Source organism: Actinomadura sp. KC345, from assembly GCF_004348515.1.
Classification (GTDB): domain Bacteria; phylum Actinomycetota; class Actinomycetes; order Streptosporangiales; family Streptosporangiaceae; genus Spirillospora.
The window spans coordinates 1-13000 of record NZ_SMKH01000234.1; the positions used below are offsets into that span (position 1 = coordinate 1).

At 74.9% G+C, this 13000-nt stretch carries 11 protein-coding genes and 1 pseudogene; 10 read left to right on the forward strand and 2 right to left on the reverse strand.

What is annotated here, in order from left to right:
- From E1281_RS29480 to E1281_RS29510, 7 genes are all read left to right on the forward strand, one after another.
- On the forward strand, positions 1 to 1479 hold a 1479-nt coding region (locus E1281_RS29480; protein ID WP_207943558.1), incomplete at its 5' end, for an O-antigen ligase family protein.
- On the forward strand, positions 1476 to 3164 hold the full coding sequence (locus tag E1281_RS29485; protein WP_131882986.1) for a lipid II flippase MurJ: 1689 nt from the start codon (positions 1476 to 1478) through the stop codon (positions 3162 to 3164). The genes E1281_RS29480 and E1281_RS29485, both read left to right, overlap by 4 nt.
- Positions 3136 to 3813, forward strand: a complete 678-nt coding sequence (locus E1281_RS29490; RefSeq protein WP_131882987.1) for a polysaccharide deacetylase family protein — start codon at positions 3136 to 3138, stop codon at positions 3811 to 3813. The genes E1281_RS29485 and E1281_RS29490 overlap by 29 nt, the downstream gene beginning before the upstream one ends.
- Positions 3810 to 5057, forward strand: a complete 1248-nt coding sequence (locus E1281_RS29495; protein WP_131882988.1) for a glycosyltransferase — start codon at positions 3810 to 3812, stop codon at positions 5055 to 5057. The genes E1281_RS29490 and E1281_RS29495 overlap by 4 nt, the downstream gene beginning before the upstream one ends.
- A 16-nt stretch (positions 5058 to 5073) precedes the next feature.
- Positions 5074 to 5811, forward strand: a complete 738-nt coding sequence (locus E1281_RS29500) for a lipopolysaccharide biosynthesis protein (RefSeq protein ID WP_131882989.1) — start codon at positions 5074 to 5076, stop codon at positions 5809 to 5811.
- Entirely contained in the window at positions 5808 to 6947 is a 1140-nt protein-coding gene (locus E1281_RS29505) for a GNAT family N-acetyltransferase (RefSeq protein WP_131882990.1), read from the forward strand. Before E1281_RS29500 ends, E1281_RS29505 begins: the two co-directional genes overlap by 4 nt.
- On the forward strand, positions 6940 to 8367 hold the full coding sequence (locus E1281_RS29510) for a glycosyltransferase (RefSeq protein WP_131882991.1): 1428 nt from the start codon (positions 6940 to 6942) through the stop codon (positions 8365 to 8367). Before E1281_RS29505 ends, E1281_RS29510 begins: the two co-directional genes overlap by 8 nt.
- Before the next feature lie 230 nt (positions 8368 to 8597).
- Here E1281_RS29510 and E1281_RS42880 read toward each other — a convergent pair.
- Positions 8598 to 9410: pseudogene (locus E1281_RS42880) on the reverse strand (glycosyl hydrolase); the annotation flags it as partial.
- Between the two features lie 258 nt (positions 9411 to 9668).
- Here E1281_RS42880 and E1281_RS29520 point away from each other — a divergent pair.
- Together E1281_RS29520 and E1281_RS29525 are read left to right on the forward strand one after the other, a co-directional pair.
- Positions 9669 to 10946, forward strand: a complete 1278-nt coding sequence (locus E1281_RS29520) for an ATP-grasp domain-containing protein (RefSeq protein ID WP_131882992.1) — start codon at positions 9669 to 9671, stop codon at positions 10944 to 10946.
- Between the two features lie 28 nt (positions 10947 to 10974).
- A complete protein-coding gene (locus tag E1281_RS29525; protein ID WP_131882993.1) occupies positions 10975 to 12210 on the forward strand; it encodes an NAD(P)-binding domain-containing protein in 1236 nt (411 codons plus the stop codon).
- A 42-nt stretch (positions 12211 to 12252) separates the two neighbouring features.
- Here the strand turns inward: E1281_RS29525 and E1281_RS29530 are convergent, their stop codons facing one another.
- Positions 12253 to 12486, reverse strand: coding sequence for a hypothetical protein (locus tag E1281_RS29530; protein WP_131882994.1), 234 nt, complete (start codon positions 12484 to 12486; stop codon positions 12253 to 12255).
- A 299-nt stretch (positions 12487 to 12785) separates the two neighbouring features.
- On the opposite strand from E1281_RS29530, the gene E1281_RS41420 reads away from it, so the two are divergent.
- The coding region (locus E1281_RS41420) for a hypothetical protein (RefSeq protein WP_207943559.1) at positions 12786 to 13000 on the forward strand (215 nt) is incomplete at its 3' end.

The following is a 13000-nucleotide window of genomic DNA, read 5'->3' on the forward strand; positions in this document are numbered from 1 at the left end:
GCACTCGAACGGGCCGGGGCCGGCGAGTCCGGGACGGCGTGGGCGCGCGAGGCGGGTGCGGTGGTTGATGCGGTGGAGGCGAACGGAAGGGGCGAGGTGGCGCAGGCGCCAGGAGTGACCCCAGCGTCCGAAGAGGTCCGCCCCGCCGGCGCGGCGGCGAACAGGACGGCGGTGACCAGGGCGGCCAGGGCCGCCAAGGCGGCCACGGCGGCCTTCAGGCGGCCCAGCTGGCTGGTCGCCGGGGTCGTGCTGAGTGTCGGGATTCCGCCCGGGGCGGAGGCGTTCGGGCCGGGGGTGCAGGTCACCGCCGGGGACGTCGCCAGTGTCCTGCTGGTGGCCGTCGCGGCGCTGCTGCTGCTCACGCGGCGGGTCGAGATGCCGCGGGCGGCGCTCCCGGCGTTCGGGCCGCTGGTGGCCGGGCTCGGGGTCAGCACCGTGTGCTCGGCCGATGTCGCGGCCAGCCTGCCCGGGTTCGTGCGCGGCCTCCAGATATTCGTGCTGGTGCCGCTGGCGGTCGTCCTGCTCGTCCGGGACCGCCGCGATCTCGCGATCGTCTGCTCGTCGGTGCTGGCGCTCGGGTTCGCGGAGGCCGTGTACGGGATCTGGCAGTCGGCCACCGGGAACGGCGCGTCGATGGGCGAGGACGGCATCCGCGCGGTCGGCACGTTCGGTGCGGTCGACGTGATGGCGATGTCCGTCGTGGTCGGGATCGCGTTCCTCGTGCTGACCGCGTTCGCGCTGTCGGCGCCCGGACGCGGGATCGCCGCCGTGCCGTCCGCGCTCCTCGGGCTCGGCGTGCTGGCCGTCGCGCTCGCGCTCGCCCTCAGCCGCGGCACGTGGCTCGCGCTCGGCGCCGCCGCCGTCCTCACCCTGGTGGTCTTCAACCGGTGGACGGCCGTGAAGGTGCTGGCCTGCTGCGCCGCGCTCGCGGTCGTGGCGCTCGCCGGCGCGGGCGGCGGGTCGCAGGCCGTCGTCGAGCGGGCCACGTCGATGGCCGGGTCGATCAGCGACCCCGACCGCTCGGTCGAGGACCGGTACAACCTGTGGGGCGCCGCCGTCCGGATCTGGCAGGACAACCCCGTCACCGGCGTCGGCGTGAAGAACTTCCCCGCCTACCGCGACTCCTACGCCGGGATCGAGCTGTCGTCGGGCAGCGCGACCTCCGACCCCGTCAACGGGTACGTCCGGCAGCCGCTCCTGTCGCCGCACAACGAGTACCTGCTGTTCCTGTCCGAGCAGGGCGTGGTCGGGCTCGCCGGGCTCGCGGCGCTGATCGCCGTGGTCGTCGCCGGGCTGTGGACGCGCCGCGACGTCCGCGACCCCTTCTGGCTCGCGAGCCTCGCGCTCGGGGCGTTCCTGCTGGTCAACTTCCTGTACGCCGACCTGGGCGGGCCGACCTGCGCGTTCGTCGCGGTCGTCCTCGGGCTGGTGGCGGCGCGCTCGTTCGGCGGCGTCCCGCCGGGGAGGGCACGCGCATGACCTCGGTCGGGCGGGCCGCCGCGCTGTCGGGCGTGCTGATCGGCGCCGGCACCGGGCTCGGGTTCGTCCGCGACCTGGCCCTGGCGCACCTGTTCGGCGCGAGCGCCGGCACCGACGCGTTCCTCGTCGCGTGGACGATCCCCGAGACCGTCTCGCCGCTGCTCATCGAGGACGCCATGGCCCTGCTCATGGTCCCGGTCGTCACCCGGCTCCTCGCGCGGGGCGACGGCCCGCGCCCGCTCGTGGCGACCGCGCTGCCGCGCATCGTCGTCGGGCTGTCGGCGGTCACGCTCGCCCTCGCGGCCGCCGCGCCCCTCGTGGTGGACGTCCTCGCGCCCGGCCTCACCGACACCGGCCCGGCCGTCCAGTGCGTCCGGCTGACGGCGATCACCGTCGTGACGTTCGGCGTCGCGGGGTTCATGAGCGCGACGCTGCGCGCCCACCACCGGTTCGGGCCGCCCGCCGCCATCTACCTCGCCTACAACGCGGGCATCCTCGCGCTGATCGCGGGCTTCTCGGGGGTCGTCGGCATCACCAGCGCGGCGATGGGCGTCGCGTGCGGGAGCGTCCTGATGATCGCGGTCCAGGCCCCCGCGTTCCTCCGCTGCCTCCGCGAGGCGCCCGCCCCGCGCGGCCACGACCTCGACCTGCGGATCGGTGTCGCGGCCGTCGCGCCGATCGTCGTCTACACCGTCACGCGGCAGGCGCAGGTGTTCGTCGAGCGGTTCTTCGGGTCCGAACTGGCCGCCGGGTCGATCTCGCACCTCAACTACGCGCAGAAGGTCGCGCAGGTGCCGATGGTGCTGTCGCTGCTGATCGTGACGGTGACGTTCCCGAGGCTCGCCCGCGCGTCGGCGGACGGGGACACCGCGCAGGTCGCCCGCCGCATCCGGCAGGACCTCGCGGTCGCGAGCGCGATGGTCCTGGCCGCGGCGGCGTTCCTCGTCGCGTTCGCGCCGGCCGTCATCAAGGTGCTGTTCGAGCACGGCGAGTTCACGGAGGACGACACGCGGAGCACCGCGGCCATCCTGCGCGTGTACGCGCTCGGGCTGTGGGGGCAGTCGGCGGTCGGCCTGGCCGCCCGCGCGTTCTTCGCGCAGAAGCGCCCGACGTGGCGTCCCGCCGCCGTCCTCGCCCTGGGCCTGGCCGTCACCGCCGCGATCGGGGGCGCGTTCGCCCCGTCCGCCGGGACGCCGGCGCTCGCCGTGGCGAACGCGGCCGGGATCACGCTCGCCGCCGTCCTGCTGCTGGCCGGGCTGCGGCCGGGCGTCGCGCCGGTCCCGCTGCGCCGGATCGCCGCGGACGTGGTCCGGCTCGTGCTCGCCGCGGCCGGGGCCTGCGCGGCCGGCCTCGTCACGGCCGCCGCGCTCGGCGCGGGGACGCCCGCGATCGTCCAGCTGGCCGCCGGCGGTGCCGTGACCGCCGCGGCCTTCGCCGTCCTGACCATCGTGGCGGGACCCGGCCCCATCGTTTCGTGGGTCGCTTCATGGATCGCCGTGGGGCCGCTCGGCGCGCTCGTGCGCCGCGGCCGAACCGAATCGGGGGAGAGCAGTGAGCCAGCCGACCGAACCGACACACGTGACCGAACCGGCGGAACCGGCCCCGGTGCCGGGGCCGCGTCCGGCGGAGGAGATCCGGCCGGCGCCGCTGGTCCTGATGTACCACTCGGTCGACCACTTCCATGAGGACCCGCACCTGGTGACGGTGTCGCCGGCGCGGTTCGAGCGCCAGATGGCGTGGCTGCGGGCGCGGGGCCTGCGCGGCGTCGGCATGGCCGAGCTGCTGGACGCGCACGCCGACGGCCGGGCGGGCGGTCTCGTCGGACTCACGTTCGACGACGGGTACGCCGACTTCGCGACCAGGGCCGTCCCGGTGCTGCTGCGGTACGGGTTCGGCGCGACGGCGTTCATCGTGTCCGGACGGACCGGAACCTACAACGCGTGGGACGACGGCCCCCGCAAACCCCTCATGACCGACGAGCAGATCCGCACGATCGCGGACGCGGGCATCGAGATCGGCTCGCACGGCAGGCACCACGTCTCGCTGCCCGGAACCGACGACACCGAGCTCCGCGAGGAACTGGAGGAGAGCCGCGCGGGGCTGGAGGAGACCATCGAAGGGCCCGTCGCCGGCTTCGCCTACCCCTACGGGCACGCGACGGCGCGCGAGATCGAGGCGGTGCGCGCCGCCGGATACGACTACGCCTGCCACATCAAGCCGGACGAGCCGTCGCGCCACGCGCTGTCCCGCGTCTACATCGGCGACCGGGACGGGCCGCTGCGGATGCGGGCCAAGCTCGTCCGGCACGAACTGCGCCGCAGGAGCCGTGTGTGACCCGAGTCCTGCACGTCATCACCGGGCTGGAGCACGGCGGCGCCGAACGCCAGCTCGCGCTGCTGCTGCGCCACCTGCCCGCCGTGTCCGCCGCCGCCGTCTCCTGCGAGGTGGCGACGCTCACCCGGACCGGGACGCTGGGCGCGCAGATCCGGAGCACGGGCGTCCCCGTCCACGAGATCGGCATGCGCGGCAACCGGGACGTCGCCGCGCTGCCCCGCCTCGCGCGGCTGATCCGCCGGGGGCGGTACGACGTCGTCCACACGCACCTGTACCGGGCGTGCGTGTACGGCCGCGTCGCCGCCCGCATGGCCGGGACGCCCCGCGTCATCGCCACCGAGCACTCGCTGGGCGACGGCCACATCGAGGGACGCGCCACGACGCGCGCCGTGCGGGAGCTGTACCGGGCCACCGAGCGGCTCGGATCGGCCACGGTCGCGGTGTCGCCGACCGTCGCGGCGCGCCTGCGCGGCTGGGGCGTGCCGCCCGGCCGGATCGTCACGATCCCGAACGGCATCGACGCCAGCGCGTTCGCGTTCGACGCCGCGCGGCGCGCCTCGACCCGGCGGCGGCTCGGCATCCTCCCGGACGAGCCGGTCGTCGGCGCCGTCGGGCGGCTCGTCCCCACCAAGCGGTTCGACCTGCTGATCGAGGCGATCGCGCCGCTGGACGGCGTCCGGCTGCTGCTCGTCGGCGCCGGGCCGGAGCGCGGGCGGCTCGAACGGCTCACCCGCGACCTCGGCGCCTCCGGCCGGGTGATCTTCGCCGGCGGGACGTCGGACGTCGCGGGCGTCCTCGCGGCGATGGACGCCCTGGCCGCCCCGTCCGTCCAGGAGTCGTTCGGTCTCGGCGTGCTGGAGGCCCTGGCCGCCGGGCTCCCCGTCCGCTACACGACCTGCCCGGCCCTCGACGACCGCCCGCCCGGCGAAGCGCCCCACGCCCGCCGCCTCCCCACCGACGCGCCCGCCTGGAGCGCGGAGATCGAGCGGGTCGCGAAGGGGCCGCGCGACCGGACGCCCGTCCCACCGGTCGTCGGCCACTACGCCATCACCGAGCAGGCGGCGAAACTCGCCCGGCTCTACGAACACGGCCTCCGGCCCCTGTCCGGCACCGACCAAACGACGAGCACCGACCAAGCGACGAGCACCGACCAAGCGACGAGCACCGACCAAGCGACGAGCACCGACCAAGCGACGAGCACCGCCCAGCGTCCTCGAGAAAGGGTTCATGATGCCGCAACGTGAAGCTCAGAGACCCAGGGTGAGACAGGTCCGGCCGCCCGGTCCGCGCCTGCGCCGCCGCCCGAGGCGCGCGGTCGCGGTGGCCGCCGGGCGGGCGCGCGGACGGGGCGGTGCGCTGCTCAGGAGGTACGCGCTGCCCATCGCGTTCGTCCTCGCCGGGTTCCTCGGCGGGCTCGGGTACGCGCTGCTCGCGCCCACCACCTACACCGCGGCCGCGTTCGTGCTGGTCGTGGACGAGGGGCAGGGCGGCCGGACGGGCCCCGCGGCGGTGAACTTCGCGCAGGCCTACGGGCGGCTCGCCCCGCTGCCGGAGACGCTCGACTACTCCACGCGGCCGCTGCCCGAGGCCGCGCCGGGCTCCACGCGCGAGCACATCCAGGCGTCCACCTCGCCGGACACGCCGCTGATCCGGCTCGCCGGCACGGCGCGCACCGCGAAGGACGCCGCCGCGTTCGCCAACGCCGCCGCCGACGCGCTCGTCCGGTACGGGGCGTCGCACCGCTCCGACACCGGGGTCCGGGTCGCGATGATGACGGTCGCGGCGCCGCCGGAGACGCCGTCGTCGCCGAACCTGCCGCTGGGCGTCGCCGTCGGGACCGCGTCCGGCGTCCTGCTCGCCGGGCTCAGCGCCGCCGTCGCCGGCGGGCGGCGCGGCCGAGGCACCGCCTCCCGCCGCCCGGACGCCGCCGTGCCCGGCCCGGCCCGCGCCGGGACGGCCGCGACGACCGGCACCGAGAGCGCGGGGGTGGGGAGATGACGCTGTCCAGCCTCACGCCCGGGGACGTCGCGCCCCGCCTGTCGCTCCCGTCGGCCGTCGAGTGGTCGGTGGAGGTGCACCGGGAGGAGCAGGCGCTCGTCGCCCTGGCGGACGAGCTCCGCGACCTCTACGACCGCAGCCCGGCCGCGACGCCGTTCCAGACGTACGAGTGGCTGAAGGCCTGGTGGGGCTGGTACGGGACGAGCGGCCGGCTCCGGCTCTTCCTGGTCCGGTGCCGCGGCCGGCTCGTCGCGGCGGCGCCGCTGACGGCGGGGGTGCGGCACGGGTTCCCGGTGCTGCTCCCGCTGGCGGGCGAGCAGAGCGACTTCACCGACTTCCTCCTCGACCCCGTGTACGCCGACGGCGCCGTCCGGCACCTGACCCGGGCGCTGCTGGACGAGCACGGATGGTGCGCGCTCGACCTCCGCGAGGTCCGGCCCGGCTCGGCCGCGCACCTGGTGGCCGCCGAGTGGCCGCGCCGGGCGTGGCGCATGCCGTCGTCGGTGTGCCTCGAACTGCCCGCCGCCGGCATCGACGACGTCCTCGGACGGCTGCCGCGCCGCACCGCGGGGAAGATGCGCGCGAAGCTCCGCAAGATCGACGTTCGCGGCATCACGGTGGAGCCGGTTCCGCCGGAGCGCGCGTCCGACGCCGTCCACGCGCTGCTCGACCTGCACGTCCGGCAGTGGCGGGGGCGTCCCATCAACCCCGAGCACACCCGCCAGCGGTTCCGGCGCCACCTGGCCGAGGCCGCGAGCGGCATGGTCCGCGACGGGCGCGCGGCCGTCCTGCAGTACCGGTGGGACGACCGGCTCGTCGCCAGCGACCTCGTCCTGATCGGCCACCGCTACGTCGGCGCCTACCTGTACGGGGCGATCCCCGACCTGCGCGGCTGCGTGGACGTCTCGCTGATGCTGCTCCGCGAGGACCTCGCCATCGCCCGGGACCGCAACCGGCAGGGCGTCAGCCTGCTGCGCGGCGACGAGCCGTACAAGCTGAAATGGCGCCCGACCCCCGTCCAGAACCAGCGCGTCATCCTCGGCCGGACCGTGTCCGCCGCCGCGTTCGCCGGCATGGCCCGGACCCGCGCGCACCTCTCGGACCGGCGGCACCGTCGGCGGGGAGGCCATGGCTGAGGCCGCGTCCATGAGCGGGGAGCCCGCGCCGCTGCGGGTGCTGCACGTCAGCCAGCCGAACGCGGGCGGAGTCGCCGTCTACGTCGGGCAGGCGGCCGGCGACCAGCGCAGGCGCGGCTGGGAGGTGGCGGTGGCCTGCCCCGCGGGCGGCGACCTGCCCGCACGGTGCGCGGCGGCCGGCGTGCCCTGGTTCAACTGGCCCGCCGGGCGCGCACCGGGACCCCGGACGCTGTTGGAGTCGCTCCGCCTCCGCCGCCTGGTGAAGGGGTTCGCGCCAGACGTCGTCCATCTGCACTCGTCGAAGGCGGGGCTGGCGGGACGGCTGCTGCGCCGGCCGTGCGGCACCCCCACGATCTTCCAGCCGCACGGCTGGTCGTGGCTCGCAGCCACCGGGCGGCAGGACGTCGTCAGCCGGCGCTGGGAGCGGATCGCGGCGCGCTGGAGCGACGCGCTCGTCTGCGTCGGGATCGGCGAGCTGCGCGCGGGGATGCGCGCGGGCGTGCGCGGCCCCTACCGGCTCGTCCGCAACGGCGTGGACCGGCGCCGGTTCCGGCCCGCCGACGGCGCCGCCCGGCTGGCCGCGCGCACCCGCCTCGGCCTGCCCGCCGCCGCGCCGCTCGCCGTCTGCATCGGCCGCCTCACCCGGCAGAAGGGGCAGGACGTGCTCGTCGCGGCATGGCCGGACGTCACCGCGCGATGCCCGTCCGCCCTCCTCGCCGTCGTCGGAGACGGCGAGGATCTGGACGCGCTGAGCCGCGAGCCCGTCGCGGGCGTGCTGTTCGTGCCCGCCGTGCAGGACCCGCGGGACTGGCTGTCGGCGTCGAACGTCATCGTCCTGCCGTCCCGGTGGGAGGGGTTGCCGCTGACCGCGCTGGAGGCCCTCGCCACCGGCCGGCCCATCGTCGGGACGGATGTCCCCGGCATCACGGAGGTCGTCCGTCCCGGCGTCGGCGCCCTCGTGCCCGTGGACGACCCCGCCTCCCTCTCCGCCGAGGTCGCCGGGCGGCTGCTCGTCCCCGGGATCGCCGAGCGGGAGGGACGGGAGGCGGCCGCCGCGTCCGCCGCCTACGACATGTCCCGGACGGTGGCGCTGCTGGCCGCCGTCACCCGCGACGCCGCCGGGCGCGGCGACACGCCCGAGGAGGCCCTCGTCGACGTGCGGGCCGTGGCCGGCGGCCTGCTCGGCGCCGGCGGCGTCGGCCTCGCCGGACTCGACGAAGGCGTCGCGGACGGCGTGGCCTCCGGCGTCTTGGACGGCGTCGCGGACGGTGTCGCCTCCGGTGTCGCGGACGGTGTCGCCTCCGGCGTCGCGGACGGTCCGGCCTCCTGGGGCGCGGAGGGCGGGGCCGAGGTCGTCGGCGTGGCCGGCGCCTTCGGGGACGGCGCCGGCGCCGTCACCCCGCCGAACAGCTCGCGGTAGAGGCGGGAGGACCGCGGGTTGCCCCCGCAGGCCCAGACGCCGTGCGGGCAGTAGTCCGTGATCGACTGGTACACGACGTCATGCGACATGATCCAGTCGTGCATTCCCTGGATATATTCCGGGTTGTCGGAGTTGCGGAACAAACCCCATTCGGGGAATGAGAGCGGCTTGCCGCGCGCGGCGGCGAATTCGGCCTGCGCCCGCAACCCGTACGGCTCGTTGACGAAGTACTCGAACGACTTGCCCGCGGGCTGGTCGTAGCTGTCGGACCCGATGATGTCGACGACGTCGTCGCCCGGATAGCACTCCGTCCAGGGAATCGCGTCCCGGCCCCGCGTGGGCGCGAAATCGAAACGGAAACGCGCGCCGGGCACCCCGCGCATGGTGGTGACGATCCGCCGCCAGTACGCCTTCCACGCGCCCGGATCGGGGGCGCAGCGACCGCTGTAGGTCTCCCCGTTCATCTCCCAGCCGAGAACGATGACCGCGTCGCGGGCCCCGACGGAGACCAGCCGCTCGGACAGGATCCGGTAGTGGTGGTCGAACGTTCCCGCCGCGCCGCTGCGCAGCAGCGAGCGCAGGACGGGGGGCGGCAGCCCGGTCTCGTTGGGCGCCATCATCGGCACGTTGACGACCAGCATCCGGCGCGGGTCGGCGGCCTTCCACCGCGCCCACGCCGTGAGCATCCGCGGCGGGCCCTCGATCTCGTGCCAGTCGTCGCCCGGCAGGTAGGTCCGCCCGACCGTCACCGTGGAGCCGAGCCAGCGCTGGAAGGGGCCCACCCGGGCGACGCCCTCCGCGCCTGAACCCAGAAACGCCCCCAAGGGCACATATCGCTGCGGTTCCTCTACCGCCTGGGTCTGCGGCCTCGCTTGCGTCCGCCCTTGCGGTCCCGCCTGCTTCCAGGTCGCCAATGCCGACGCGATGAGCGCGAACAGCATGACCGATGCCCCCAGAATAGGAGGGAGCGGACAGAACGGTACCGGCCTTTTCCTCGGGCGCCCGGACGACCGCCCGGCTGAATGGATATCGGCAGCTCGCATGCGTATCGTATGCCCTGGGTGTCCGCCGTCGAACAAATATACCGGGCGGACGACGCCAAATTTTACGTTCGAGTCTTTTCGTCCCCGGTGCGCTCGGTGATGCGGCCACCGGAGAATCCGGGCGAATTGCTCATCGCACGAAGAAAGGCCGCCGTGCGCCACCGTGAACGATTTTCCTCCGCGCCGGACGCGCCGGGCAGCGGCGCCGACGGGCCGGAGGAAAAGGGTTCGACCCGCTGGAATGGGACCGCCGACCGCATGCTCATCGACACACCGGCCCCGCCGGAAACGCGCCTGGACGGCGGACTGCCCGTCCTGCTGCTGCGCACCGACCGCAACGTCTTCCACCACGGCACGCTCGGGGCGATCAGGAGCCTGGGGCGCGCCGGGGTTCCGGTGCACGCCATCCTGGAGGGGCGCGGCAACCCCGCGTCCCGCTCCCGCTACCTCTCGTGCGGGCACCCGTGGGCGCCGCCCGCCGAACGGCCGTCCGCGCTGCTGAGCCACCTGCGGGTGGTCGGCGAGCGGGTCGGCGGCCGGGCGCTGCTCGTCCCGCTGGACGACGCCGGAGCGATCTTCGTCGCCGAGCACGCGGACGCGCTGGCCCCCCACTTCGTCTTCCCCCACCAGGACCACGACGTCCCCCGCCGCGTCGCCGACAAGGCGCGGCTGCTGGAGGCGTGCGCCCTGTACGGCATCGCCTGCCCGCCCAGCCGGGTGCCCGCGTCCGCCCACGAGGTGGACGAGGCCGCCGAAGAGCTGGGCCTCCCGCTGATCGCCAAATGGGCGCGGCCCTGGCGGCTCGGCCGCGGCATGCGGAGCACCACCGTGGTCCACACCCTCGGCGAGGCGCACCGGATCTTCGCCGCCACCCGCGACCGCGACCCGGACGGCGACGCCGGCCCTCTGATCCTCCAGCGGCGCATCCCGCCCGGCACCGGCGACTGGTTCTTCCAGGGGTACTTCGACGAGACCCTCGGCTGCCTGTTCGGCGCGACCGGCCGCAAGCACCTCGCCCATCCGCCGCAGGCCGGGCACACCGTCGCCGGGGAATGGGTCGCCAACCCCGAACTCCACCGGCTCGCCGTCCGGATCGTCCGGCTGCTGGGCTGCCGCGGCCTCGTCGACCTCGACTTCCGGCACGACGCGGACGAGGACGTCTACCACCTGCTGGACTTCAACCCCCGGATCGGCGCGCAGTTCCGGCTGTTCGCCGACCGGGACGGCCTCGACCTCGCCCGCGTCCTGCACCTGCACCAGTCGGGCCGCCGCGTCCCCGACGCGCGTCCCGCGTACGGCCGGAACCTGCTCGTGGAGAACCACTACCTCCAGCAGTCCGCCGGCCTGCCACTGCGCCGCCCCCTGCGCGAGACCCCGCATCCGCCGCGCGAAGCGCGCCGCCCGCTGCGGGAGACGCTTCGCCCACTGCGAGAGGCCGACGAGTTCGCCTGGTACGCCGGCGACGACCTGCCGCCCTTCCTCGCGATGGGGCGGCAGAGCGTGCTTCGCGCCGTCGAGCGGATCCGCACCAGGTAACACCACACTCACACGGGGGGAACGAACAATGAGCGACTCGGCCAGCGACGTCGTCATCGCGGGCGCCGGGCCCTACGGCCTGTCGACGGCCGCCCACCTGCAGAACATCGGGCTCGCCGTCCGGATCATCGGGCAGCCGATGCGGTTCTGGACGGAGAACATGCCGGAGGGCATGTTCCTGAAGTCCGAGCCGTTCGCGTCCAGCCTGGGCGCACCGCACCGGGGGCTGCGCTTCACCGACCGACACCCGGACTGGCGCGTGGGGCAGCCGATCCCGCTCGACACGTTCGTGAGCTACGGACGCTGGTTCGCCGCCGTGGCGATCCCCGGCACCGAGGACGCGCAGGTCCTGACCGTCGACCGCGGCGGCCCGCACGGGTACCTCGTGACGCTGTCCACGGGCGAGACGGTCGCGACGCGCACCGTGGTCATGGCCGTGGGCGTCGGGCCGTTCGCCCACATCCCGGACGAGCTGGCGGGCCTGCCGTCCTGGCTCGTCTCGCACAGCAGCGCCCACCGCGACCTCGGCCTGTTCGCGGGCAAGGAGGTCGCCGTGCTCGGCGCCGGGCAGTCCGCGCTGGAGACCGCGGTGCTGCTGGCCGACGCCGGAGCCCACCCTCACGTGCTCGCGCGCAGGGCCGAACTCGACTGGAACACGGTGCCCAAGGAGAAGCGGTCCCTCTGGGAGAAGGCGGGCGGCGGCCCCCGCTCCGGGCTGGGCACCGGCTACCGGACGTGGCTGTGGGCGGAGAAGCCCGGTCTCGTCCGGCACCTGCCGGAGGGGACGCGGCTGCGGCTCGTCCGCGAGACGATGCCGCCCGCCGGCGCGTGGTGGCTGCGCGACCGCCTGGACGAGCGCGTCCGCGTCTCGACGGACCGGCACCTCGGGAAGGCGGTGGAGCACGACGACGGCGTCGCCCTCACCACCACCGACCGCACGGGCCGGCGCCTGGTGACCGAGGTGGAGCACGTGATCGCCGCGACGGGGTTCGTCCCGGACGTGGAACGGCTCACGATGCTCTCTCCCGAGCTGCGCGCCCGCGTCGCCACCCGGCTCGGGGCGCCGGTGCTCAGCCGCGACTTCGAGGCGTCCGTGCCCGGCCTCTACTTCGCGGGGCTGGCCGCGGCGCCGACGTTCGGGCCGGTGATGCGCTTCGTCCACGGCGCCGACTTCGCCGCGCGGCGGATCGCGCACCACGTCATCCGGCGGACGCCCCGCGCGCGGCCGTCCGCCGGGCGCGTTCTGGAGCCGGACGTGCGGTGAAGGATCTTCCTCCAGCCGGCGGGCGGGTGCCCGCCGGCTGGGCTACCGCCAGGACGCGCGAGCCCTCCGGCGCGCGCGCTCGGCACGGGCCTTGGCCGTCGCCCACTCCCAGCGAAAGTACAGCGTCCAGACGCCGTCCCGGATCCTCTCCGAGCGGCTGCTCTGCGCGGCGGGAACGCTGGAGGCCACGATGAGGCGGACCTCCGTGCGGGTGACGAGCCGGCGCCGTTTGCGGGCCGGCCGCAGCCGCGCGATCGCGGACGAAGTGCGGGGCATCGGGCTGCTCCTCGGGCGGGCGGCCTCCGTGGCCGTCCGCTCACCGAGTGTAGTGCCCCGGATACCGTGCACCATGCTTCTCCCGAATTCACGCGGACAAATCCAGCCAAAAACATAAACGCCTTATATTGGACATCACCCCCTCCCGGAAAACCGGCCACGCCAAAAGAGCATTCATGCACCGGTAAATGATCCGAAGACACGCCCGGATGAAAGAATGGCTCCTGATTGCGTGTTCCCCGGTGCTAGGTTCATGCGACCGGAGAGCACCGGACCCGAATGCGAGGGAGAGAACGGCAGTGGAGCCCGCACCGATCCGAAGCGGGGCGATTCGCCCCCGGGGTCGCAAGCGGCATGCCGTCCATCTCGTACGCCTGGTCGCCATCGCCGGTTTCGCCCTGGCGGGCTGGATAGCCCTGGCCGCCCTCACCGACTCGGCCTCCGCCTCCGAAGTCCCGGACATCCGGCAGAAGACCGCCTCACACACCGACCCGCGCCCCGCCCCCGCCAAGCC

Coding starts and splice junctions, on each gene's coding strand:
- E1281_RS29505 (WP_131882990.1), top strand. CDS start 5,808: ATGACGCTGTCCAGCCTCACGCCCGGGGACGTCGCGCCCCGCCTGTCG.
- E1281_RS29510 (WP_131882991.1), top strand. CDS start 6,940: ATGGCTGAGGCCGCGTCCATGAGCGGGGAGCCCGCGCCGCTGCGGGTG.
- E1281_RS29530 (WP_131882994.1), bottom strand. CDS start 12,486: ATGCCCCGCACTTCGTCCGCGATCGCGCGGCTGCGGCCGGCCCGCAAA.
- E1281_RS29485 (WP_131882986.1), top strand. CDS start 1,476: ATGACCTCGGTCGGGCGGGCCGCCGCGCTGTCGGGCGTGCTGATCGGC.
- E1281_RS29525 (WP_131882993.1), top strand. CDS start 10,975: ATGAGCGACTCGGCCAGCGACGTCGTCATCGCGGGCGCCGGGCCCTAC.
- E1281_RS29520 (WP_131882992.1), top strand. CDS start 9,669: ATGCTCATCGACACACCGGCCCCGCCGGAAACGCGCCTGGACGGCGGA.
- E1281_RS29490 (WP_131882987.1), top strand. CDS start 3,136: ATGTACCACTCGGTCGACCACTTCCATGAGGACCCGCACCTGGTGACG.